The sequence below is a fragment of the Granulicella sp. S190 genome, assembly GCF_009766095.1.
Taxonomy (GTDB): domain Bacteria; phylum Acidobacteriota; class Terriglobia; order Terriglobales; family Acidobacteriaceae; genus Edaphobacter.
In genome coordinates this window covers 408,219-433,113 of sequence record NZ_LMUD01000023.1, presented here as the reverse complement: position 1 = coordinate 433,113, position 24,895 = coordinate 408,219, and the positions used below count along the sequence as shown (strand labels likewise).

15 protein-coding genes and 1 tRNA gene are annotated in these 24,895 nt (G+C 55.2%); 2 read left to right on the top strand and 14 right to left on the bottom strand.

The features are described from left to right. Positions 1-3 precede the first annotated feature (3 nt). From GSQ94_RS15220 to GSQ94_RS15210, 3 genes are all read right to left on the bottom strand, one after another. Positions 4-1,125 carry an oxidoreductase gene (locus GSQ94_RS15220; RefSeq protein WP_158944696.1) on the bottom strand — a complete coding sequence of 374 codons (1,122 nt, stop codon included), beginning with the start codon at positions 1,123-1,125 and terminating at the stop codon, positions 4-6. A 190-nt stretch (positions 1,126-1,315) separates the two neighbouring features. Continuing rightward, entirely contained in the window at positions 1,316-3,583 is a 2,268-nt protein-coding gene (locus GSQ94_RS15215; RefSeq protein WP_158944695.1) for a GH92 family glycosyl hydrolase, read from the bottom strand. 357 nt (positions 3,584-3,940) lie between these two features. Continuing rightward, a complete protein-coding gene (locus GSQ94_RS15210; RefSeq protein WP_158944694.1) occupies positions 3,941-6,907 on the bottom strand; it encodes a TonB-dependent receptor in 2,967 nt (988 codons plus the stop codon). 498 nt (positions 6,908-7,405) lie between these two features. Between GSQ94_RS15210 and GSQ94_RS15205 the strand changes: the two genes are divergently transcribed. Continuing rightward, complete coding sequence (locus GSQ94_RS15205; protein WP_158944693.1) at positions 7,406-9,925, top strand: glycoside hydrolase family 38 C-terminal domain-containing protein; 2,520 nt, start codon at positions 7,406-7,408, stop codon at positions 9,923-9,925. Positions 9,926-10,002: 77 nt separating this feature from the next. Here GSQ94_RS15205 and GSQ94_RS15200 read toward each other — a convergent pair whose 3' ends face one another. The 9 genes from GSQ94_RS15200 to GSQ94_RS15160 all read right to left on the bottom strand — a co-directional run bounded on the left by GSQ94_RS15200 (position 10,003) and on the right by GSQ94_RS15160 (position 22,552). Then, complete coding sequence (locus tag GSQ94_RS15200; RefSeq protein WP_158944692.1) at positions 10,003-11,097, bottom strand: DUF4185 domain-containing protein; 1,095 nt, start codon at positions 11,095-11,097, stop codon at positions 10,003-10,005. 80 nt (positions 11,098-11,177) lie between these two features. Next, positions 11,178-12,134: an alpha/beta hydrolase gene (locus GSQ94_RS15195; protein WP_158944691.1), complete on the bottom strand. Its 957-nt coding sequence runs from the start codon at positions 12,132-12,134 to the stop codon at positions 11,178-11,180. 317 nt (positions 12,135-12,451) lie between these two features. Beyond that, positions 12,452-13,516 carry a LacI family DNA-binding transcriptional regulator gene (locus GSQ94_RS15190; RefSeq protein ID WP_158944690.1) on the bottom strand — a complete coding sequence of 355 codons (1,065 nt, stop codon included), beginning with the start codon at positions 13,514-13,516 and terminating at the stop codon, positions 12,452-12,454. A gap of 321 nt (positions 13,517-13,837) precedes the next feature. Further along, positions 13,838-16,255 carry an alpha-L-rhamnosidase C-terminal domain-containing protein gene (locus GSQ94_RS15185; protein WP_158944689.1) on the bottom strand — a complete coding sequence of 806 codons (2,418 nt, stop codon included), beginning with the start codon at positions 16,253-16,255 and terminating at the stop codon, positions 13,838-13,840. Between the two features lie 47 nt (positions 16,256-16,302). Then, the gene (locus GSQ94_RS15180) at positions 16,303-17,589 is read right to left on the bottom strand and encodes an SGNH/GDSL hydrolase family protein (RefSeq protein ID WP_158944688.1); all 1,287 of its coding nucleotides are present in this window, start codon (positions 17,587-17,589) and stop codon (positions 16,303-16,305) included. Between the two features lie 526 nt (positions 17,590-18,115). Continuing rightward, positions 18,116-18,191 (bottom strand) — tRNA-Thr (locus GSQ94_RS15175). 135 nt (positions 18,192-18,326) lie between these two features. Continuing rightward, entirely contained in the window at positions 18,327-18,473 is a 147-nt protein-coding gene (locus GSQ94_RS15170) for a hypothetical protein (protein ID WP_158944687.1), read from the bottom strand. Between the two features lie 453 nt (positions 18,474-18,926). Then, on the bottom strand, positions 18,927-19,991 hold the full coding sequence (locus GSQ94_RS15165; protein WP_158944686.1) for a DUF6599 family protein: 1,065 nt from the start codon (positions 19,989-19,991) through the stop codon (positions 18,927-18,929). 311 nt (positions 19,992-20,302) lie between these two features. Further along, a complete protein-coding gene (locus GSQ94_RS15160; protein ID WP_254063895.1) occupies positions 20,303-22,552 on the bottom strand; it encodes an N-acetylmuramoyl-L-alanine amidase in 2,250 nt (749 codons plus the stop codon). 183 nt (positions 22,553-22,735) lie between these two features. On the opposite strand from GSQ94_RS15160, the gene GSQ94_RS15155 reads away from it, so the two are divergent. Continuing rightward, the gene (locus GSQ94_RS15155; protein WP_158944685.1) at positions 22,736-22,903 is read left to right on the top strand and encodes a hypothetical protein; all 168 of its coding nucleotides are present in this window, start codon (positions 22,736-22,738) and stop codon (positions 22,901-22,903) included. A gap of 51 nt (positions 22,904-22,954) precedes the next feature. Here the strand turns inward: GSQ94_RS15155 and GSQ94_RS15150 are convergent, their stop codons facing one another. Further along, positions 22,955-23,632, bottom strand: a complete 678-nt coding sequence (locus tag GSQ94_RS15150; RefSeq protein ID WP_158944684.1) for a hypothetical protein — start codon at positions 23,630-23,632, stop codon at positions 22,955-22,957. Between the two features lie 179 nt (positions 23,633-23,811). Continuing rightward, positions 23,812-24,895, bottom strand: a 1,084-nt coding sequence (locus tag GSQ94_RS15145) for a DHHA1 domain-containing protein (RefSeq protein ID WP_254063894.1), incomplete at its 5' end; no start/stop codon positions are given.

Sequence of the window (24,895 nt, the reverse complement as noted above, 5' to 3'; positions counted from 1 at the left end):
CCTCTAGAAGCTGATCTTCAAGATCTGACCATTGTTGCCGACAAACCATCCGGCCTCTGGATTTGCAAAAGCGACCGCCCAATAACCGCTCACCTCCGGCAGTTTGATCCAGGTATGACCTTCATCCGGACTCCAGGCAGCTGCCCCAGAGCTGAAGTTCGGCTGAGTCTCCGTCGTGATCACCACACTCCGGTCATGTTCGTGGTCGAAGTCGTCGCGATGGCGCCAATCGTCACGGTGTTCTACGCCACGCACGTAAGCGAGACAGAAGATTGCTCCTGGAATTGGAGGCTTGGTCGTAAGGGTCCAGCGCTGGCCGCCATTGTCCGAGGTTGCCGCCTGCGTGGCGCTGTCGTTGGTCAAATCGCCGCCACCCACGATGCCGTGCCAAGGATCGCGGAACGCTACCGAGAGAGCGCCCGCATTGGCATTGCTTACGAACGGAGTGTCATACGCATTCCACGTGTAGCCTCCATCCCGGGTCGCCAGGATTCTGGCGATGCTTGAGCCGCCGGTTGCAATCCAGGCGTTTTGCCACCCTTCTGTAGTGATGCATGTCCCACTGGAGGAAAACGAAGCTTCGCCTGGCAGGGCAGGTGGCATACTGCGAGCGATCGAGTGCCAGGTCGTGCCATCATCGGTGCGAATGTCGGGAAATACTCCGTTGACTGAGTCGCTGTGCGCGACGCCGCGATCCGGCCCCCAGAACGCGAAGCAGTCATAAAAGGCATTCGTCGTCTTATTCGTAAACTGAACGGTCCAATGCGCGCCCGCGTCTTCCGTCTTGTAGATGCGAAAGTCGCCGGTGTTGTCCCCGATCGACATGAGATATGCGACCCGCTCACTTACGCCTTGCACATCACGGAATTGCAGACCTTCGGCGCCCGGTACGACTCCTGACTTCCAGGTCGAACCGCCATCGGTCGTAACCACGTACGTACCGCCGGCTCCGGCTGCCCAGACGACGCGGGAGTTCACCGGACTGACAGCAATCAGCAGCTGTGTCGTGCCACTCTGCTGCGAAATGAGAGTGGGTTGATGATGACCTTTCCATGCTTCCTGTGCATATCCGCCACGAACGGCGGCGGCAATTAAGAGTATGAACAACAGCAGACGCTTTGACATAGACTTTCTCCTTGAACCGCCGCTACGAGTGTGGAGAAGTATAGGAACGCTGGAGAGCCGCGTCAAATCAGGTGCATTTGAGTTCTGAGGATGTTGTGGCATCGTCCGACATCGACCTTGCGACACCACGCGGCTGCTTGGTACAGCTAAGTGGTGACACCGGCCCAAATAATGTCGACTGGCTTCTGCCTTATCCGGCGAACATGTCGAAGACGAGCTTGCCGCCGCTGACTAGCCTGGCATGATCCATCGTGGTTTCGGTGACAGCTTCGCCGTTGTACTTCACTCCCTTTACGAACACATTGGTCTGGCTATTTTGTCTGGCCTCGATCAACAGGGTTTTGCCTCCGTCAAGATGAATCGTTGCTTTGTCGAAGAGCGGGCTGCCGAAGGTGTAGTCGGCTCTACCGGGACAAGAGGGATAAAACCCCAGCGAACTTAATACAAACCAGGCGGCCATCGATCCGGTATCTTCGTCCCCGGCAAAAGTATCTTTTGTGTAGAGCTCCTGCATCACTCGCCTTACCCAGTATTGCGTTCTATCAGGACGTCCGGCGGCAGCGAAGATATAGAGCACGTGATGCACAGGCTGATTGCTGTGCGCGTACTGACCGAATTTGACCGCCGCCATCTCGGACATTTCGTGGATCTCCTGCCCGTACGCTCCAACATGGAAGGCAGGCGGGAGAGCAAGCATCTTGTCTAATGCAGCAACGGCTTTATCCTTTCCGCCCATAGCTTCAAATAGACCGGGAAGATTATGTGGCACGTCCCACCGATGTTGCCAAGCCGAACCTTCGACATAAGGACTGCCCCATCGAATCTTGTCGAATGGCTCCAGCCATGAGCCATCTTCGTTCTTGCCGCGAAGAAAGCCGGTTTTGCTGTCGAACAAATTGCGCCAATTCTCTGAACGCTTCATAAAGAAGGCATAGTCCTCCTGCTTGCCTAATGCCTTGGCTACCTGGGCGATGCAGAAATCCCCATAAGCAGCATCGGCTGTCTCTACCGCAGATTGCTCGACATGATCGGCTGGAACGTAGTTGAATTTGAGGTATTCCTCCAGCCCGACTCGTCCGTAACCTTTCGCCGGATCACCGGGGGTGGTTGCATGTTTCCTTAGCCCTTCATAGGCGCTTTGAAGATCGAAGCCACGGATGCCTTTGGCCGCCGCATCGCCAAATACTGAGTCGATGAGGCTACCCGTCATGCAGGCCCGATAGCCCGGACATGGAAATTGCGGAAGCCAGCCGCCTTCTTTGTAGACGTTAACCCAGGCTTGGAGAATCTCTCCAAGACGCTCAGGAAAGAGAATCGACATGAGAGGATACCAAGCTCGGTAGACGTCCCAATAGCCATGATCGGCGTACATAACGCCTGGGGTCAGCTTGCCAGTGTATGGGCTAAAGTGCTGGGACTGTCCTTTGTCGTCTGGCTCGTGCCAGATTCGTGGAAATAATAAAGTTCGATACAGGCACGAGTAGAAGATTCGTCTCTGATCTTCGGATCCGCCCTCGATTTCAACACGAGTGAGATGTTGATTCCAGATCTTCGCTGCACTCTCACGAAGCTCGACAACGGAACGGTGGCCTATTTCAAGATCGAGATTCCGGTTTGCTTGATGGAAAGAGATAAATGAGGTCGCGATCCGCACTTCGATCGCCTTCACCGTAGCCTCGAAGCGAACAACCCCGACGCGACGCCCTTTTTGCTCTTTCAACTCGAAGCTCTTCCATCTTTTATCGAAGCGCAAGACATAAAATGCCGCGAAGTTTTCCGGCACGCCTCCAGAGTTAGCTAGCGATTGAAACGCAATGCTCTGGTCAGCAACATCCGGTTGAACGATCCCGCTTGTGCCGGGAATATCGAACATAAAACCAGGATCTTCCTGATCCTCGTACGTGGCGGTGATAACTGCACAGCGTTCGGTTGGAACCAACTCGGCTCTGATCCGGTATCGGAGGAGATAGAGTTCAAGGGAGTGCGGGGATAGTTTCGCATCTTCAGGACGATAGGAGGAGGCTCGAGCAGCCGGCGCAGGATCAGCCTCTCCACTAAATGGCAGGAAGACGGCGTAACCGTAGTCTGAGAGCCAAGGACTCAACTGATGAGTACACCGGAAGCCCTGGACTCGGTGATCCTTAGGCTGGAACATCCATGGATGGTCGGCTCTTGATTCGAGTGTCCAGTGCCCCATGCCAAACGGCAGCGCCGCGATCGGCAACGTGTTGCCTCGTGAGAAGACGGGCGTCGATTCGGTTCCCTGCAGTAGATTCACCATCTCGACCGGCGTTTGGCTCGCGGCTGATGAGGGCTCAACCCGGAGGTCCGCAGCATCGTCTGCAGCGCTTGATGCAATGGGAGCGGCAATCGCAGAACCGACCGCCGCTAAACCCGTCGCTTTGAGAAAGCTGCGTCTGCTACTCGAGGTGACTCCTGCTTTCAACTTCGAACCCATACTTTTCCCTCGTCAATATCTTCAATGTGGCGTTGCGACCCTCTTGCAGTCTATCGATTTCTCAGCCCGCAGAGAGTAAGGGATACGCTGGTTGGGGAATATCTTCCGTACCTTCGAGTGGATCGTCGAGGGCAACGCTGGTGCTTGCGCCGATTGCTGATTGATCGAACGTATTACGTCCAGACTTGATTTACCTAGGTTGCTTTGGACCAGGGAAATAAAGCACTGAGGAGAGACAACCGTGTAATACGCGATGAGACAGGTTTGTATCCACAAATAACTCCGCGGAAAAACTATGCCGTCGAAGATATCTCCGGCCTTATGACCTGAGATATCTTCGACGGCGAGCAGAAGCGACTAGAAAGAATATCGCAGCGCGAATTGAAATTGCCGACTGGTGTGGAAGCCTTCTAATGTACTGATCGTATTCGTGGTTTGGCCGAACTGCGGGACATTGTTGAGCCCCGCGTTGGGGTTGCTGAACTGGGGGTGATTGAAGATGTTGAATGCCTCGGCTCGAAAGATCACCTGCTGCTTCTCGAAAACCTTGAACGTCTTGAAAAGGGACATATCAAAGTTGACCGCGTCAGGGCCGTAAAAAATGTTTCGGCCTTCCGTGCCAAAGTGACCGACTGGCGTGGCAAAAGCAGCGAGGTTCAGTTGATTGAAAGGAATGCTAAAGCTCGATGGCTTGGTGGGTACGCCTGCGACAAGATCAGCGCGAGAGCTCGCTTGACCAACATTGAGCGGATCGCATCCGCACGTAACGTCATAGGGGAATCCGCTGCGTAGTGTTGCAATAGTGTTGTATTGCCAGCCCGCGCCAATGATCTTTGGGACACGTGACGCCGCAGGAATGGCATAACTGGCATCGAGTTCAATATTGTGTCTTACATCGAAATCAGAATTGCCATAGTCGGCGATCGGGTTGTGATCGTCCTGATAGGAACCGAAGACAGTCGGTGCATCGTCGAGGGAATGAGATAGCGTGTAGTTGGCGTTGAAGGTGAGACCATTGTCCCAACGCTTCTTGAACTGCGCCTGGAACGCGTTATAGCTCGAGATTGCAGAGGTAGTGTTGGTATTGATGCTTCCGTACTGCGGATACGGACGGCTCGCTCCTCCGGGAAAGAGTCTGTTGGCGTCATACCCCTCGATGAGATGGAGTCCACGGGCTCCGATGTAGCCGAACTGAACCATAGCGCTCTTCCCGATTGCCTGCTGAAAGTTGAGGTTCCATTTTTCTGAATATGGCTCCTGATAGTTTTTTACGATTGCCGAGAAGCTTGTGGTCGGAAGACTGAAAGAGCCGAGATTCGGAAATGGCAAACCGACAAGACCGGGAACCTGAAGATTATTCACCGATGCGCTAAACCCTAGACCTGTATTACTAGGAATATTTTGAGCTAGATTGCCTGCATTCAGATCGGAGAAGAAGAGGCCAAAGCCGCCCCGTATAACAGTGTTTCCGGAGGAGCCGATGCTATAAGCAACACCGAATCGAGGGGCAAAGTTCAGATTCGGTGCGTCCAGCACAGAGCCTCCAACAGGGTCGAGGGCGCCGGTTTCGAAGTTGAAGTTTGCGATTCGGTTGTGCGCTTCAGTGGGAGAAGTGTCGTACTGATATCGAAGTCCCATATTGAGGGTAAGCTTCGGGCTCACTTGAATGTTGTCCTGGAGGAAGGCGCTGTAATAGGTGTTTCTTATTCCGATACGGGGAAAACCAAGAGTGCCATCAGAGAAGGCCTGGTTTTGCTGGGCTGCCGAAAAAGTAAGAAAGCTCACCGTCATTTGATAGCCGAGTTCTTTATTGTCCTGGTTGCGAACAGCCTCTCCACCAATTTTTATCTGCTGGCGACCGCGTACCCATGTGAGATTGTCCTGCCAGGTAAATGAATTGTTTGCGACGTGGAGATCAAACAGTCCTGGTCCGACACCAGCCCCTTCACCAAAGCTGATGATCGGTTCAACCAGCACTGAAGCTACGTTTGACGCCCGTGGATCGACGTGGAATCGGTTGAAGTAAAAGTTTGCCTCGTTCACGACATGAGGAGTAAAGGTGTGCGTATAGCCAAGCATTCCGAGCTGCATAAATCCAGGTGCGCTCTGCACTTGGCCAATTGCAACGCCGGTAAACGTGTCCGTCTGATTTTGATTGACGTTATAGCGACCGGTCAGTCGATCAGAGGGTGTTATCTGCCAATCGATTTTACCGATACCAGTGTTCTCCGTGAGGGGATTTGAGATTCCTATGATGTATTGTCCGAAGCGCGGATCAGAGGACGAGATCGGGCCATTAGGCAGCGGTAGTTGGGAGAGGGCTTGTTGTATGACGGGAACTGCGGCAGCGCGTGCCTCTGCAGTGGGTACGACAGCATTCAAGATGCTTCCGCTCCTCTGCCGGACTCCTTCGTAGTCTACAAAGAAGAAGATTTTATCGTGGACGATCGGGCCGCCTAGAGTTCCTCCGAACTGATTGAGACGATAGGCTGGCTTCTTGTTGGGTTCCTGATTGAAGTAATCCCGCGCATCGAATATGTCGTTTCTAAAATACTCAAACAGGCTTCCGTGGAGCTGATTCGTTCCTGATTTTGTGATGAGGTTGACGACGCCGCCCTGTGTTTTTCCATATTCGGCGGAGTAGGAGTCTGTGTAAACCCGGAATTCCTCTACTGCGTCCACGCTCGCGCGCGATACGCGTCCGGCGCTTGAGCCGTAAGTATTTCCTACATCGTCGAAGTCAACTCGGCTGGCGTCACCGCCATCCAGCAGAAAGTGTAGGCCGCCCTCATTCGTATCAGTACCCTGTCCACCAACACTAAGTTGATTGGAGTTCCCGCGAAGTTCTACGCCAGGAACCAAGGCGAGCAGGTCCGTCACGCTCCTTCCATTGATCGGAAGATCCGCGACCTGCTGTTTACTTACGATGCCTCCGAGGGTTGTCGAGGCCGCGTCGACGAGAGGTGCCTGCTGGGAGACGACGACGGTCTGCTTCACGTCCCCGGGATGAAGCACGAAAGGGAGTTGCAGACGATCGGAGACCTGGAGGGTCAGTCCCTCTTTTACCTCTGCCTCAAAGCCGCTGGTGGCAACCGTCACCTTGTAGTTTCCAAGCGGCAGAGGGGTTGATATAAAGCTTCCTCCTAAATCGGAGGTCAGGTTTTGCATGAGGCCTGTTCCTTGATTCTGAATGGTGATCTTCGCACCAGGAACAAGGTATCCGTTGGAATCTTTTACTGTTCCAAGAATTGTGCCTGTGTTGGTTTGTCCGTAGCACAATGCGACGGCTGCGAAAAATACGAAGATGAGGGAAAAGCGTCGCATCGTTGGTCTCCAGAGACTACGGTTTATGGTAGCGATACCATGAAGGCAAGACTTTATCCACTGTGATCTGCTTTTGTCAATCAAAGATTGTGGCGCGATTGAAGCTTGATAGGCAATCAATGGCCTAGAACTCAAGGTATTGCCTTCGTAGCTGGTTGGACCAGCTAGCAGGCTTGTGATCAGGAATACAAAAAGAGTCGACTGTAGAGCTCCTTGACAGCAAAAGCTCCTTCCGGCTAACGTCGGTGTTTATTGGAAGCGTTACCATTCAGAACATATTGATTGTCAGAGCAGTGGGGGGACGTCATTTCACTTATGGTTACTCGAAGAAGATTTGTCCAGACGATTGCACTCAGCCTCACAACCGCGAAGTTGCAAGCTGGAACGTCGCTCCTAAAAGGAGCCGGAGACACACCAACTCTCTTTTACATGGATGGCTACCACGGAGGGATAAAAGGTCACATGCCGCCTGGGAGTTGGCGAGACATCCTGAGCGCAATGAGAAGATTCACAGGTTGGAAGCTAAGTCTGGATATCGAACCTTCTTCTTGGGAGGCGTTGAAAAGAGAGGATCCGCAGGCGTTCGAAGAGTTAGGAACCTACCTGGCTGACCGTTCCGTGAATCGACGGATTGAGATGGTTGCAGGAACCTTTGCTCAACCGTATGGATGGGCAATCGGCGGGGAGAGCAACATTCGCCAGCTGCAGCGAGGACTACAGGTAATTCATCAACAATATCCGTCTGCATCGGTCACGACTTATGCGGTTCAAGAACCTTGCTGGGCTTCTTGTCTGCCACAGATCCTTCGCTCTCTCAAATTCGATGGAGCGGTCTTGAGAGACGCCAGCACGGCATGGGGTGGCTATTCAGCGGGATTCGACGCTGATCTAGTCAATTGGGTAGGATCTGACGGAAGTACGATTACCGCCGTGCCGAGATATGCGGTCGAGAGATTGCAAAAGGTCTTTGAGACCGAATCTATTGTTGGAACCGCAGAGTTTGCCGCGAAATGCGTCGAGAATGGAATACCTCATCCGGCAGGAATGTGTTTTCAGGATCTGGGCTGGCCTGCAAAGCCTAGAGTGAATGAGCCCTTTGTACGATTCGCAACATGGCAAGAGTACATCCACAAGATCGCCGATAAGCCGGCAAAGGATTGGCACTTCGGGATTGAAGACATCCTTGTAACACTTCCATGGGGCAATCCCACCTTACAAGCTGTTGCTCAACAGGTTCGTTCAGCAGAGAACCGATTGATCCTCGCCGAGAAGGTAGCTTCTATTGGCTTTATGCATGGCGCGTCGCAGTGGCCAGAACAGGAGCTTCGCGAAGCGTGGGACGATTTGCTCCTGAGCCAAGCTCATGATGCATGGATCACGGCGACGACACGGCAAGGACGTCAGGCATGGGCTTTTCAAGTTGCCTCGGATACTCTCAACGCCGAGCAATCGGCAGAACAGATTATTCAAGGAGCAGCCTCTGCTCTAGGCCATGGCAAGGCGGACCCTATCCAAAGCCCGCTGGGCGCCCAGTGGGTGCGAACGATCAACACGCTACCCTTCGAACGTGACGATCTTGTCAGAGTATCCCTGGCAACTGACCCCGGAACTACTGGCATCGAGGTAACAGATGCCTCGGGATCTATTATTCCCAGCCAGTTATCCATTACAAGACGATATTTTTCCCAGGATGTCCTGGGCGAACTTAGTCGCTCGCGCTCTATCTATCCCGAGAAAGGCGATAAATCTAGTTCGACAGACGGAATCAATGATGCGGTGGTCTCCTTTCGCGCGAAGATGCCGTCGATAGGTTACGCAAGCTATCGGTTGACTCCTAGGTATAGGCAAGCCGCAAAGGACTTGCAGGGAAAGGTCTCGGTGACAACCGAGATCGACGGAACGACTGTCATGGAGAGCGATCTTTACCGTCTTCGCATCGATCCGAAAAAAGGCGGCGCGATCACCAATCTTTGGGCAAAACAACTTGATTACGAGTTCTGCGACGCTAAATCCGATCGCACGTTCAACGAATACAGAGGCTACTTCATCTCACAACAAGGCTGGAGAAGCAGCACTGATTCACCAGCACAGGTAAAAATCATTGAGAGTGGCCCCGTGCGAGCGACGGTGGAAGTCAGCGGCCAAGTGGGCGGCATTCCTTACCGCACCACAATTTCGATAGCGGAGGGACAACAACGTATCGACTTTCAGGTTGGCTTCATCTTCGAGCAGGATACCTGGATCGGCGACCCTTGGGACATCAAACCCGAGAATAGAAGCAGTGAGCAAAGACGTTCTCAGAACGACGGCAGGTGGAAGCTCCAGGCGCTCTTCCCTGTGTCGTTTAGGAGTAACGCACTCTACAAGAACGCTGCCTTTGATGTGTGCCGCAGCCGGAACGCAGATACTTTTTTCCAACGATGGGATGAGATAAAACACAACATCATAGTCAATTGGGTTGACGTCGTGGACGCGGAAGAACGCTACGGTATCGCGTTGATGACAGACCATACGACCGCATACAGTCAAGGACCTGAACATCCTTTGGGTCTCGTTTTAGGTTGGGCATGGGAAGGAGGATTTTGGTGGGGAAAGCATCCTCTTAGGGGAGAGCAGAAGATTAGTTACGCGATCGTTCCACATCGAGGCGGCTGGGAAAGAGCAGGTATATCCCGCGAAAACAGCAGATTCTGCGAGCCGCCGGTCACTGCGTTGATGGATGGAAAAACTGACGAAACCGAAAATTCCTTTTCGCTAATGCAGATTGATAGTCCCGGCGTTGAGGTCTCCGCAATGTTGGTCGAAAAAGAGCAGCTGGTAGTGCGTCTCTTCAACGCGGAGAGCGTTGAAGCTGACCATGTTGTAACTTTCGGAACAAGGCCTAAGCACGTTGACGTCATCGAGCTGGATGGAACGAGTAAACGGAACCTTGAGATTCGTACTGTTGAAGGCGGACGCCCCGGAGTACATCTTCGCATTCCACAGTTCGGATTGCAGACACTAAGCTGTACCTGGTAGACGGCGACACTATGCACCAGGCTTCTCTCGCTTGAAGAAGCAAGCGGTTACCCGCTGACAGCATCCAAGAAGAATCGTTATCGCGGCATAGGCATTGTGACTACCTGCGGGAGATAGATCTTTGTGTTGGTGGCGAGCGAAGGGACGTCCATCGTGTTGCACACATACGTAAATAGGAGTTGTCCTTTTTGCTCAAACTCCGGATGTTCCTTTGCTGCATAGCAAAACGTGTTCTTGTCTCGTGTGGGCCCAGGGGACATCTCGGGTACATTATAGATAAACTGTCCGTCTGTCCAAGGGCCTGTGAGTTCAGGGGCGGTTCGCATAAGGATTTTGTCGGAGAATCCGCTCGGTTCAAACATGACGGCTCTCCACTGCTTTAGCTCTGGGTGATATCGAATCGAAAGCTCAGTACTCCCCAACTCCATAATCTTTTGAGCATTTTTCGGCATGAAACCTTTTTTCCAAACGCCGTCCGACGCGAGATATTGAAGATTGGAGGCAGGCTGGTCAAGGCCGGTCAGTGGAATTCGTGCTGCTACTAGAGGACGCTTTCCAGACTCATAGATTGCAAACAAGTAGGCGAAGTTATCATGCACGACGGCTGTAGCTGATGGATAAGCCCCTATTCCATCGGGAACAAGACTGTGGATCTTGACATCCCAGGATTGGGGACCGCGGTCGAGGTGACTCAGCTGAGCGAGATCCGATCCACATGTTTTGAAGTTCATGGCAGCGGGAGCAGGAGAGGTTGCAGGCTCAACGCAAAGAAGTAAGACCCACAGATCTCCTTGTGCGACGAAACCATCCATCGCCCAATACCAGTGGCGAGGATTCGCTGGAGAGAAATAGCTTTGGGCATGTCCCTCCGCATCGTGCCTTATCACGTACTGGAGATGCCAGTCTCCGTTCGCATCGCAGGTCGAGATACCGAGACTGTTATGAACCATCCGCGGCTCAGTACCGTGAACCACTCGTTGCTCCCCATAGAGGGTGTCGCCGAAGATCCAGACACTACGCCCGTCATTCAACGGAATGGAATAAGCCGCATCTCCACCTTGCCAACCTAGTTCTTTATTTTGTTCCGGTGCAAAATGCGGAGTACAAACAGATGCTCGAGAGAGGGAGGACAGCATGAGCAGTGCGGAAAAGAGCCAGGAAGCGATTCGCATTTTTCTAAGATCCTAGAAGGAAGATGCTGCAGTTGCTCGAACTCAGGCCCCACCCCAGATTCACTCCAAGTAGTGAGCATCTAAGCTAAGGCTCTTGTCAATTCATTGGCAACGAGCTGCAAAACCATGTCGCCTGTTTTAGTCTTGGCCAAGTTCTCAACCACGAGAAACCCATGCAACATGCCCAGACTTCGCAAAGCGGTTACTGGGACACCAACTCGGCGAAGACGCTTCGCGTACGCTTCGCCCTCGTCCCTAAGTATGTCAAACTCACTGGTAAGAATGAGAGCGGGCGCCAAGCCCACAAGATCAACGTCTGATGCAAGGCACAGCGAAGCTAATGGATGGGAACGATGGGATGGTTCTGGGACGTACTGATTCCAGAACCATCTCATCGTTGATCTCGTTAGATTGAGTGTGTCTCCGAATGACTCGTAGCTTTCGGTATCCATAGACGCAGATAAGACTGGATAGAGCAGAACTTGCAACGCCGGCTGTGGGTCACTCTCTTGCTTCGCCTTCAAAGTGAGCGCAGCCGCCAGATTGCCTCCGGCGCTATCGCCGACAAAAGCGAAGCGAGATCGTTGCAAACGAAGATCCCCCGCGGCAGAAAGAACCTTTTTTACGGCGGCATAGGCAGCTTCAAGGTTATGAGGGAATTGGACCTCAGGAGCCAGGGGATAAGCAACCGAAGCAATTACAAGTTTCGAGCGCACGGCGAGCTCGGCAATCAGGTAGGCATGTGTCTGCCGATCGCCCATAACCCAGCCTCCTCCGTGGAAAAAAAACACAACAGGACTGATGGCAGGCGCGCTGTGTGATCGGATCAGATCAATCTGGCAACCTGCATGTGTTATTCGCTCGCAGAAGACCGGGTAGTCCGTCCATAAGGTGTCTTGCCCAAATCGCATCTCAGCTCTGGCTTCGTCGATGGATAATCGTTCAGGGGGTAGGGCTCCTGCGTTTTCCTCAATCAACTTCAGACATGCAGGATCGAGATCGACCAGCGCACCAACATGGTGTTTTGCTAATTTCACCAATCACTCCTTGTGGAGAAGTGATGTGACTTCGACAAGAGTGTGCTTGAAGCGTACCTATAACAAATCAGGCTAATAGGAGACGCGGCGAGGCTTTCAGGATGGATAGTATTGAACCCCAGAAGGGCAAGCTGCGGCTGCGGCGCTCTCTCGATCATGGATTTCAAACGGTTCTCCCATTACAACGATGGTATCGGTTCCATACAGCGACAGTGCAAAACTACCCCATGACGAAGTCTCATGTCAAAAGATTCTCCACCCTTCAGATGACGATCGATTGATCGCGACTAGCGTGGCGCGAGGAATGAGCGTTTCGATTAGAGAGGCGCCTTAGGACACCCACAAGATTCGCGCAAGACGAGACTGGTGCCAATCTGGAGATGGAATGTAGCATCGGTGCCCCCTGCAAGTCGGTTGAAGAGGAGTTGAATTGCTGCAGCTCCAAGTTCATCGACAGGTTGACGTACCACCGATATGGTGGGGCGGAGCTTCGAAGAGAGATCGAAGTCGTCGAAACCCAATAGCGCGACATCGTCTGGAATTTGGCGGCCCATATTCAAAACCGTCTCATAGGTGAAGACTGTCGCAATATTGTAGAGGGCAAATACTGCGTCGATCCTTCCCTTTCGCTCTGAAAGAAGAGGGAGTAGGTTAGATTTTGCATTCTCCGTACTATTGATGTGCATGATGCTTCGCGGCGTTAACCCATTGGCGCGCATCACCTCTTCGTATCCCCTGAGACGTTCCTTGATCGTGTAAAGCTCGGGGTCTCCACCGACGCAGAGTATATTTTTTCGTCCGTGCTCAATCAGATGCTGAGTTGCCGCCCGCGCCGCCTCGTAGTTGTTCGCCACAACACTCGAGGCGCGAGGATCCAATAGCGGTCGGTCAATGGCCACCAGGGGCACAGACAATTTCTTCACGCTGGCAAGGAACTCCCGCGTCTGCTTCCTCGGCGGAACGATCAAAAGCCCATCAACTCGGTGGCTCTGGAAGACATCGAGCTCAGCAATCTCTTGATCGGCGTCATCATCAGATACTAAAAGTATCAATACATAGTTGTTCTTCCGCGTCATCTTTTGAGCTATATCTGCGACGCTTGCGAAGAACACATCTTTCAAAGAAGGAATGATCAATCCCAGGGTGTTAGTTCTCTCCCCTTTCAACGCGCGTGCCGCCTGATTTGGCTGATAGCCGAGGCGGGTCATCACGGCACGAACCCGCGCTAGCGTTTTAGCTTCGACATAATGGCCGCCGTTGATCACACGCGACACAGTCGTGGTTCCTACGCCGGCCTCACGGGCAACATCGACTAAGGTGGATCGTTTCGCTCGTGCCATTGTTCCTTTATAAACTAATGCTTTCGAAGTCGAACACTTCATCCGGTCATGCTGCCACCAACATACAAGCACTGATTAATCTCAAATGAGATCGCATTGCTAAAACTTTGCTTGGATTTCTGCTTCCTTGTTACAAGCGGCATCTTCCACCACGATTCCGTGGTGCCCTACTCCCAGGCCATCAAACTGCAAACCGCTCTAAATCAGGCTGGGTAAAGAATGAATTGGTCACAATACCAGGAGGGGACCACGGGAACTACTCGGACGAACAAACCCTCCGCGCCTTTCGTGAAATATGGAAGTTCCTTGATACCGCTCTTCCGCCTCCAGGCTCAGCAGTGAAGTGATTGAGTAGAATTCCCGCTATCTAGCGAGGTGGAGAGTCTGCTCCCCGTCATGCAAGGAAGTAAGCTTCCCTTTCCAGAGAAACTCTCCTGTGAGGCCTTTAGGCAGAGTCACCGCAGCTAACCAGCCATCTCCGCTGAGTTTGTAAGTCGCGTGAATATCCCCATGTACACTAGGCATCGTTGCATCGAGATTCGTGAGCTTGCCGAGATGCGGTTCTATGCGAACACGCGCGAATGCAGGAGCTGCTGGCCGGATACCAGCAACAACGGTAAGCAGATCATAGTTGGGACTCGCGCTCCAGGCATGGCAGTCTGAACGAGCAGGTTCGGGATTCTCTGCCCACGTGCTCAATCCCAGCTTCAGCATGTCACGCCACGGAGTCAGTTGATCAAGATAGAGATCAGCCATCCCTGCATGCTCGAGAGCGCGGGTGAGATAGAAACGGAAATAGTAGCTGACCTGCGACATGCGAGGCACTGGTTTGCTACCTAGTGTGGCTTCGCTTGTTTCGTTGGACGCGAGCACTCTTCGCAGAATAAGCGCCTGTTGCGCACGAGGCGCAACATCGAGCCATACCGCAAGAATATTCGCATGCTGGCTATAGCTTTTTTTCGCTGGGGTGTCGGCGTAGGCTCCGTAATGCTCATCCCAGTTCAGACGATTGAGCGCATCGGAAGCCTTTGCCGCCATCTGTTTGTAATGTGCCGCACGCTCTTGGCTTCCGTACTTCGACTCAAGCTCACCGGCATCTTTGAGAGCCTCAATAAACTGCAACGTGATCAGTGCCGAGCCGCCGTCTACGTCCTGCGGTGGAACGCCGTATTCATAACCGCTCGTCCAATCGGCAAACTCCCACCATTTAACCTTTCCCACCAAACCATCAGACCGAAGTCGCGCGGCATACCAGTCGATCACCGTACGGGTATGCGGTAAGGTCTCGCGGACTAGTGATAGATCATCGACATAAAGCCAGTAATCATGCAACATATCTATCCATAGCAACGAAAACGTCGGGATGAACTGTGGTGATCCTGAAGGATAGCGGCTCTGGGTTATACCCTCCATTGTTCGCGAAGCATCGATGTTTGTGATCGCTTGTCTCGCGAGACGGCTGTCCCCCGTCATGGCATAGGAGATGAGCGCCTGGATTCGTGTATCGCCAACGTATTGCAACTGCTCCCAATAAGGAGCGTCCATATAGGTCTCATGCGCGCATAGCCGCGCCGTGCGCCATCCCGTCTCCCAAACCTTCGTCAGGTCGGGAATATCTCCAACAATCCTCGCCTTGGTGTCGAATGGATACGCAGTAAACCAGGCAACAAGCTTGTCCAGGCGTAGAGGAGTTGATTTGGTGGTCACATCGATCTGCAGATAACGCCATGTGCGCCACCACAGCGGCTGAAAGCTGCGCGCACTGCCGCCATCGGCAATAAACTCATCGCTTAGGCCTTCGATGTGGCGGCCAGCAATCTCATTGCGGTTTCCCTTGTGCCCCTCAGCGTCATAGAGAGCTTCAGCATAAGTGACATGGATAACGGCATCCTTCCCCCCGGTTACAGTTAGCTCCGGATACGCCGTCTGCAGCACGCTGTTGTCTAGCAGAAGTGTCACATGCGCGTTAGCAGGAACCTCCAGTGGCTGCATCGGGAAGGTGGAAGAGGTCGGTAATCCTTCAGCGCGAACCATCGTACCGGCAGCGACCTTCCGGTGCTCCATCGCTGGAAGCGAGTCTGCGACAAGGCCCCAGCTGTTATCCCCATCCTGTGCTTCGCGAGTAGCGCCCCTGCCGATGGTCTTCGGCATCTGCCAGGAGTTGATATCTCCAGGCTGATCCCAGCTCCAATCGAAGTTGCGGCCATCGACCCTCTCGCCTGGGCCTGCGCCAAAATAGCCCCTCATTACACTGCCATCGTCAAGGCTGCGGCCTGGCTCTTGTCTGACTCGCCAGGTTGTGCCGGTATTGGCGATCGCCTCCGATTCGGTATCGCCTTGAAGCAGGAACCCGGTGCGGTTGCTTATTTGAGCTACTGGCGCGCGGCTGCCAAAGTTCCAAACCACGGCAGCCAAAACATTCTTGCCGGAATGTAGAAAAGGAGCAAGATCGAAAGTCTCGAACCGCCAGTGGAAGAGGTCGCCGCGTGCAGGTCCTTCGCCTGCATACGTTCCATTTACGTGGAGCTGAAAGCGGTTATCCGCACTGACATGTACCCAGAAATGCGCGGGTACGGTGCTGAGGATGAGCTCTCTCCGGAAGTAGAAGATTCCGGGATCCTTCTGCGGGGCATCTGGGCATTCGATCCAGAAGGCGCTCCACTTCGCTGCTTCCAATGCCGGATTCATGGGTGCGGTCGCAGCCTTCGGCTGTGCCATAAGCGCCGAGTTCGCAATGAGGAATGCAACGAGCAGTCGAAGACCAACGCCGAAAATATGCATAACGCTCCTTCGACCGCAAGTGTAGACCAGCATCCACGAAGTCCTCGTTACTGCAAAGGGGCCACCTCGAAGGTGTGTGCCGTGGGGATGGTGAGCGCCCGCTGTTTTTCGACGACACTTGCCTCAAGTGCGTCAAGGGAGGTCATTGCAGCAGGAGCGGTCGGAAGAGTCGCAAATGGGACCTCAACATGCCGCCAGCGATCATAATGGAGATCGCCATGTTCGGTAGTGAGTTTATAGACACTCATCGCCTGCTCGGTCATGGGCGTCTTTAGGAGCGCAAGATTAACTCCCTGCGCCAACTGATCGTTAGTGAAGGTACCAATGCTCGTTCCATCGATACGAACAGAGTACACGCCGTCCTTTAGTCCAGAGACTCGCACCGGCTCCCGGTTCAGCGCCTCGGTAATATCGGAGCTTCCAATAACTAGCCCGACCGCAGGCCCTGCTCCCCACATCTCCTGCCACTGCGCAAAGGGGAGCGGCAAGGCATCGTCTGTCTCAGTCCAGCGGATGCTTCCACCTGTATTCACGAGATCCGTAACTGCGGCGTGCTCTGCATGATCAAGCTTCACCCGCGTCCCATCTGCGTGGATCGACACAGATGCGACAACAGGCCGTGCCCCCCAGGCCTTCAGCACAGCCTCTCCAATCATGAGGGCGCCCCCGAACGACGGATGAATGTGATCAGCAAGAATCTCTTTCGCCAAAGTTGGATTGGTTTGGTTTGCTCGTTCTATCACGTGGACGAAGTCGGTGTTAGCATCGGCGATGGTCAAATCATTCTCTTTGGCAAATGTGCTGATCCATTTTCCATAGGCGACCAGCACTTGGTTATAGGCGGCACCATCTGCGACCGGGAAGGCTGGCGTACGCGTCACGTTGTCATAGGGCGATGGTTCAATCGCCGTAATGCGAGCCTGAGGATCGTCCCGCTTGAGCACCTCGTGTATATGCCGGAAGCCATCAAAAAAAGCCTTATCCGTGGCCTCCGTCGCTGTCTTGTATCCTCCGTCGTTCATGCCCAGCATAAGCGTGACGACGCTCGGGCTATAAGCAGTCACATCCCGCTTTAGTCGAAGATCGATCTCTCCTCCGCCACCACCTGTAACGCGATCTCCACCCCATCCCGAGTTCGTGAACGTAACGTGCAGATTGGGATACCGTGTCAACACGTAGGTCTCGATCATCATGGTGTAGTTGCGCTGGTCGGTGATGCTGTCACCATAAAAAACGACTCTGTCAGAGTCGTGCAGGTAGAAGTCATTTTGCTGTGCATGCGCATTGACCGCGATGCATGCAGCAATCGCAGCCAAAAAGATCGTTTTGTTCATGGTGCAGTTCGCTCCCGGGGTCTGTTTGAAGTTTGAATCGCCGGAAGTTAGAACATTAGGGCACAATTCTCGGCAACCGTTTTGGTACCGATACCATATCTCAAGGGTACGTTCCTCTGCAAGTACGGCTTACACCTGACCTTCAGGCACATGTCTGATTGCGCATGCTCCCACCAGGGCATGTGCAGGTTGTTTGCGCGTCTACATCCCTCTAAGATCGGATGACTTGAAGGTATGCAGACTCACTGAGTTATTGACCCGGGCCAAAGAAACCACGCGGTATGTCCAGTCCCTATCTTGGATAATCGACAGCGCTTCTTTCGTTATGCTATGGCTGGCATTTACCGCGCTAGACAAGACGACATAATCAGATCCACATCCGCCAGGGTGGAGACCACCTCGAGAGACATCCGGTTCTTGCCTGTGGAATACGGGCTGCCACTAGCAGGCGTCCAAGTCGACGCCACAAAAGAGGGCTCACGACCAATTCGAAGTCAGCCAGGAAGTTTCTGAAGATGGAGGGGAATGGAGCCGATGAGCGGAGTTGAACCGCTGACCTACTGATTACGAATCAGTTGCTCTACCAACTGAGCTACATCGGCCTGCTGCTCTATTCTAGCGGCTCTGCGGCTATCCGCCAAATCTTCCCCTCAGCCATCCCGGCACCCGAGCCAGCTCCACCTCAAGTTCAATCAAACTCACAGGAACACTCTCGATTCCGCAGGGCAACAATCAACTCACCGCACGTCATCGGAGTTCCGCCGCTCTCCCTCCCCGTCAACTCCGCTCGCCGAGTCTCTGGGCCACACCAGCACCACCAGAACAGCAAGGGCGAAGCCCACCTGAAGCATCGTATCGAAACCGTGAGCCATACTCTGAGACATAGAACGCCTCTTCCTGGAAAGAGCCTTCCTTTTTTATCTCTATCGGCAGAGAACTACGCGGCAACACCCATTGCGACTCATCATCTCTCTCCCACTTAAGTAACCAAATATCCCGGCAGAAAAGTGCCTCAAAAAAGCAGCCGGAAATGCGAAGAGGCCACCCGGCAACAGGGTGACCTCTTCTTTAGGGAGAATAGCTCCAACGGAGGCAAAGCCATCAGAACTTTCTGGCGAAATACTAAGTTTGGCGATATCACGTGTCAAGGTCAAAACTTGTCTTTCGTAAGTACTTATAGAATCAATGCTTATGGGGGTTACCAACCCATTAACAGGACACTGCATCTTCTCCAAATATTCGCTTTTAAGGCTCCCCGCTATTCCCAAACGGCATTCCTATCAGCCGGTTAGCCCGCTCCCTGCACCATCCTCAGTGCAGATACCCGCTTCGTCCCTCTAGCTGCCGTGTTCAGACCCCGAACCATCAGCTCGAATCTGCGCAGCCCTCCCACTCAGATCGATCCGTAAGAACTCCGGCTCGCTTGCAGCAGGCTTACCCTGTAGTACCCGGATCGCCGCCCGTCCGCCGCCCAGAAACAACGCCAGAATCACCGCCGCCAAGGCCCCCACGCCACAGAACACCGCAATGCTCGTCAGCAGGCTCACCGTCTTCTTGATCTCAGCATGAAACTCCGGCGGCACAGGCTTGTTCCACGTCACCTCGCTTCGCAGGTGCACTCCTTCAACCAGCGCCTGTGCCTCACCCGCACTCCACGCGCCCGTCGTCAACAGCACCAGCGGCCCCTCGCGCCTCAGCTTCACCGTCCCTGCCCCAGAACCCTCCTGGTTCATCTCTGCCTCGATCTGCCGTCCGTGATCGCCGGCAATCTGCGGAGTCGGATATAGCAGCATCGTCAGCGTACCCTTACCCACATACTTCGCCGTCACCACTTCGGCAGCCTTATCGAAGCCGATAATCTCCGCCGGCAACACTCCTCCCATCGCCTTGTAGCCCACCGGCCCCAGCGCGTAATGCTCCGAACCTCTCTCCAGACCCTTCGTCGGCAAGTAGGTCGGCAGAAGAGGAGACATCCCCTTCGTCCCGCCCACCTTAGGCAAACCCACCTGCACCGTTCGCAACGCAGCCTCCGTCGCAGCCGAGCTCCCCTTCAAACTCGCAACCACCACCGACACGCCGCTCCGCACCACAGTTGGCGCGCTCTTTCGCAGATAGTCCGCCGCCGAAGCCGCACCCGTCGCATCGTCAAACTGGTAAACCGTCACGCTTCCGTTCGCAGCCGCCCCTTGAAGCTGTCCCCGCTCATACCGGCGAATCCCGTCCTCCACCAGCACCGGCCCGTCGGCCCCGCTCCACGACGGAGCGCCGTTGCCAGCATCATGGTCCGGTCCTACCCGCAGCAACTCCGGCAGCAGCGGTATCGGAGGCTCAGCCAGCATCACCTTCGCCGTCTGTCCCTCCAGCATCCCCGCCCACGCGCCCATCATTGCCAGACCCAGCACAGACGCCGGCACCATTCGCAACCGAGAAGTTCGCAACCGAGAAGAAAGACCCATACTTTGGTCAGACTACACCAGCACGCGAACGTAAGCCTAGAGCCACCGCGGGGAGTTCTCCGTTCCAGTTATCCGTCAATGCAGCGTAAGTGTGGTTAGCCGTCAGCCGCAGACTTCGAGTTAAAAATCTGCCTCCGTCAACCGGCACCGGCAACCAACGCTGAGAACCCAAACCGCGACCTGAGCACTGAGCACTGAGCACTGAGCACTGAGCACTGAGCACTGAGCACTGAGCACTGAGCACTGACAACTGACAACTAATTCCCGCTAGCCCGCTCCGTCGGCGCCTTCGACCCGTTCAGCCCACCCGCATACTTCGCCACACCTTTATAGAGGCTCTCCGCCACCCGCTCCCGATACTCCGGCTCCTGCAGCTGTCGCGCATCTTTCGCATTCGTGACAAACGAAATCTCCGCCAGGATCGAAGGCATATTCGCCCCGATCAGCACCACAAACGGAGCCTTCTTCACTCCGCGATCCTTCAAACCCGCATTACCCCTCTGCAGCCCACCGTACAGGCTCTCCTCCACATCCCCGGCAAACTCACGAGACTCGGCAATCTTGTCCTTCAGCGCAATCTTCTTCACCAGGTCGCTCAACTGATGAATCGACTGATCCGACACCGCGTTCTCACGTGCCGCAGTCTCCAATGCATCCGGCGACGAAGTAAAGTTCAGGTAGTACGTCTCCACTCCACGCGCGCTCGCGTCCGGCGAAGAGTTCGCATGGATCGAAAGAAACAGATCCGCCTGCGCCTTATTCGCAATCGCCGTCCGAGTCTCCAGCGGAATAAACGTATCATCCGACCGCGTATAAATAATCTCCGACCCCAGTCGGTCATGCAGCAGCTTGCCCAGTCGCAACGCTACATCCAGCACTACATCCTTCTCTTCAATCCCATCCACGCCCAGCGTCCCCGAATCATGCCCGCCATGCCCTGCGTCGATCACGATCCGCCCGATCTTCAACCCCAGCGCCCGCACCATCGACGTCTCGCCATCCGCCATCGGCACCGCCGCCTGCGCCGGAACCGCATCGGGATCCTTCGCGCCCTTGCGCCTCAGCTTCCTCGTACTTGGAACAGGCACAGCAACATCAGCCGTCCCGGTCGGCACAACCGGCGAGACACCTGTTCCCGAAGAACCATCAGTCCCCTGAACCCTGGACCCTGAACCCTGAGCCCTGTCCCCCACCACCGCCGAGATCGGCTGCGAGGTAGGCTGTGTCGTCGCCTCCACCCTGCCCGGCTGCGCACTCACCGCCGCCACCTCAAACGAGCTGCCCGACTTCACTGCCGTCGTATTCGGAACCGAAGGCGCTGGAGCAGCCGCCCGCTGCATCGGCGCACCTACCGCCGCTGCCCCCGGTTCTGCTTTACTCCCGCCATGGATATCAATAATCAATCGGTAAGGATTCGGAAGCAGAAACGCCGAGTACTCCGTCACATCATTCACATCCAGCACCACGCGCGTCATGTCGTTCGAGAACTGCGCCGCGCGAATCTTCTTAAGAAACCCATCGTCGGTCACAGCAAAGCTCTTGCCCACAAGCTCCTGTGCCAGCCGCGTCCCATGCAGATCGAAGTAGATGCGGTCAGGATTCGGCACCCGCGCCGCCTCATACGTCACATCGTCCCCCAGGTCGATCGCTACCCGCGTATAGTTCGGCGTCGACCAGTGACGAATCCCCGTCACCTGCGCCATCTGCCCTCGCCGTCCCGTCGTCCTCGCCACATGCATGGGCACCGCGTTTTGCATCGGCGCCCCCACCCCGGAGACATCTCCGCCCGAAGCCGCATCAAGCCCGCGAGCCTCTGCGCCCCTCGCACCAACGCCCTCATTCGCCGCAGCCGCCCCATCATCCCTTGTTGCTGGAACCGCAGCAGTCACCGGAACCGGAACAGACGCAATCGAACTCAGAGTACCCTGATCCCTAAGCCCTGCCCCCTGATCCCGATGTCCCGCGCCCTGATCCAGGGAAGCCAGCCCCGCCTTCGCCTCTTCCGCCAGCTCGCTTCGCGGATACTGCTTCACCAGCAGCGAATATCTCTCGCGCGCAGCCACCGCATCATGCAGGTCGTTCTCATAGATCTGTCCCTCCGCCAGCAGCGCACCTACCCGCAGCGAACTCCCCGGATACTGCGTCCGCAAAAACTCGTACTGCCCCACTGCCGCCTTCAGACTCCTCGCATCGTGCAGTCCACGCCCCTGCTCCATCAATAGCTCTGCCACCGCATTCACGCTATCGGGAGCGTGTTCATCTCCCGGAGCCTCGTGGTACACCGCGCGAAACCCATCCATCGCCCGCGTAAAATCCGCCCGCGTCCGCGTCCCCTCCGGCATCGCCTCCAACGTCTCTCGGCCCCGCTCAGCCTGCTCCCACGGGCTCAACTCCACGTGCCGCCGCTGTGCCGTCTTCGCTGACAGCCCCTGCACCATCACACAGCTCAACACCGCCGCGCAACTTCCGCACCAGCACCAATTACGTGTTGTCGTTCTCAGGCCCATGGTCTCTTGAAAACAGTCTCTTTGAAAAATCGATAGACTGCTGCCTAAGTTTAAGAGACCCCACCCCGCAGCGCCCGTGAAAAGATCCCCGGTACTCCCCCCGGTACCCCCCATATCTAGTGATGGCGTTCTCACTCACCCCACTCTGGCCTCAGCAGAACAAGCTGCGATAGACTTCTCCCCATGGTAGACATCGACCTCTTCGTCCAAGCCCTTCGCAACGCCGGCCACACCGTCGACCACGTCTTCTCCGTCCCCGAAAACGCAGGCGGATACGAGCTCACCATAGACGGCAACACCCTCAACCTCGAGCAAGCCCGCGCCCTTCTCGAACAGGACGAAGCCAAGTAGCCGCTGTCGCTCTCGGTCTGCGCGACATCGAGCCAGTCACGCCCTCACCGTTCAATGCAGATCGTAGTGCATATGTTGCGGCCCTGCCCTGCCTTCAAGGAACGCCTTGTCATCTTCCGCAGTCACCTTGGCGGAAAGAACCAGGTACGAAAGGTGCGCCTGCCACACCCCAAACTTCTCCAGCGCAGCGCTCGCCTGCTCCTTCGTAATATCCCCGTGGCCGAAATCAGTCTTCCGCATCACCCCAACAAACTGAGCCTCATCCTCCAGAATCTTGTCCTGCATCTCTAGAAAGCTCTGCTGCTCGTGATAGACCGATGCATATCGCTGCGCCTCCGCATACGGCATATAGGTCAGCGCTCCGGTCGTCTGCGCCGTCTTCCACGCCGTATCCTTCAACCCCACAATCGAGAAATCAGCGGCAATGTTAGAATCCTGCACCTGCTTATCTTTGGGGTTGCGCAACAGCTTCGTCAAAACGTCGACGTTGTTTGCAATAGCCTTATCTTCCTTCTCCAGATTCGCAACCGCCCCGTTCATCGACTCACTGTTGCTCTGGATCTCCTCTCGCATCGTCGCGCGAGCCTCACTCACCAGCTTGTGCTCCCGATGCAGCTCCACGCATCCCTCAATCCCCACCGCAATCAGAAGACCCACCGTAATCGTCAGCAGATGAAGCAGAAAATCCTTCACCCCGTGTATCGGCTCATGCGGAGCATGCACATCCAAAGTCGCCTCCTCGAAACGAGCTGCGTGTTTTCATCCATGCGACGACATCCAACCACGGTTCGCACCTCAGCAGAATTCTAGCCCAACCCTATCGCTCAAAACCGGGTGCCCCATATCTCGACTCTGAGATGTGGGCATTCGCGCGAAGGCGCGAACCCTATTCCGTCCACCCGGCAAGCCTAGCCCAGCAGTCCGCCCACCACCTCAGCCGCGCCCTTCAACGCAGCATCCAACGAACCCACATCGCTCCCGCCAGCCTCCGCCAGATCAGGCCGCCCTCCGCCCTTACCTCCAACCTGAGCCGCCAGCAGCCCGACGATCTTACCAGCCTGCACCCGTCCCGTCAGATCCTTCGTCACACCCACAATCAGCGAGACCTTCCCATCCACAGCCGCACCCAACACAACCACACCACTCCCCAACTTGATACGCAGCGAATCCACCAACTCCCGCATCTGCGCCTTCTCCACGCCATCCACCCGCTGCGCAAGCACCTTCACACCCTTCACCTCCACGGCAGACGCGCCAGCGTCGGATAAAGACGAACTCGCCGCCTTCATCCGCACCGCATCCAACTCGCGCCGCAGCTTCTTCATCTCCTCTTCTTGCGCCACAATCCGAGCACGCAGAGCCTCCGCAGGCGTCACACCCTCGGCAACAGTAGAGCCCACCATCGCCCCCACCACACGAGCCACATCAAAATCACGTCTGAACTCATGCAGCGCCCCCGTTCCACTCACCGCCTCCACGCGTCGCACCCCCGAAGACACCGACCCCTCGCCCACCACCTTGATCACACCAATCTCGCCCGTAGCCCCCGTATGAATCCCACCGCAAAGCTCCGTCGAAAAGTCGCCGATCTTCACCACCCTTACCTTCTCGCCATACTTCTCGCCAAACAGCGCCATCGCGCCCAGCTCATTCACGGCCACATCGATCGGCACATCCACCAGCGTCTCCACCTTCGTATTCCCCATCACCTGCCGATTCACAATCTCCTCGACCTCGCGCAACTCCTCCTCGGCCACACCCGTGAAGTGCGAAAAATCAAACCGCAGCCGCGTCGCATCATTCAACGACCCCGCCTGTTTCACATGTTTCCCCAACACCTCGCGCAACGCCGCATGCAGCAGATGCGTCCCCGTATGATTCCTTGTCGTCGCCGCCCGCACCGCACCATCGACCACCGTATCCACCGTATCGCCCACCGCAATCGTCTGGTTCGCCCTCACCTTATGCGCAAACACACCCTGCACCGGCTTG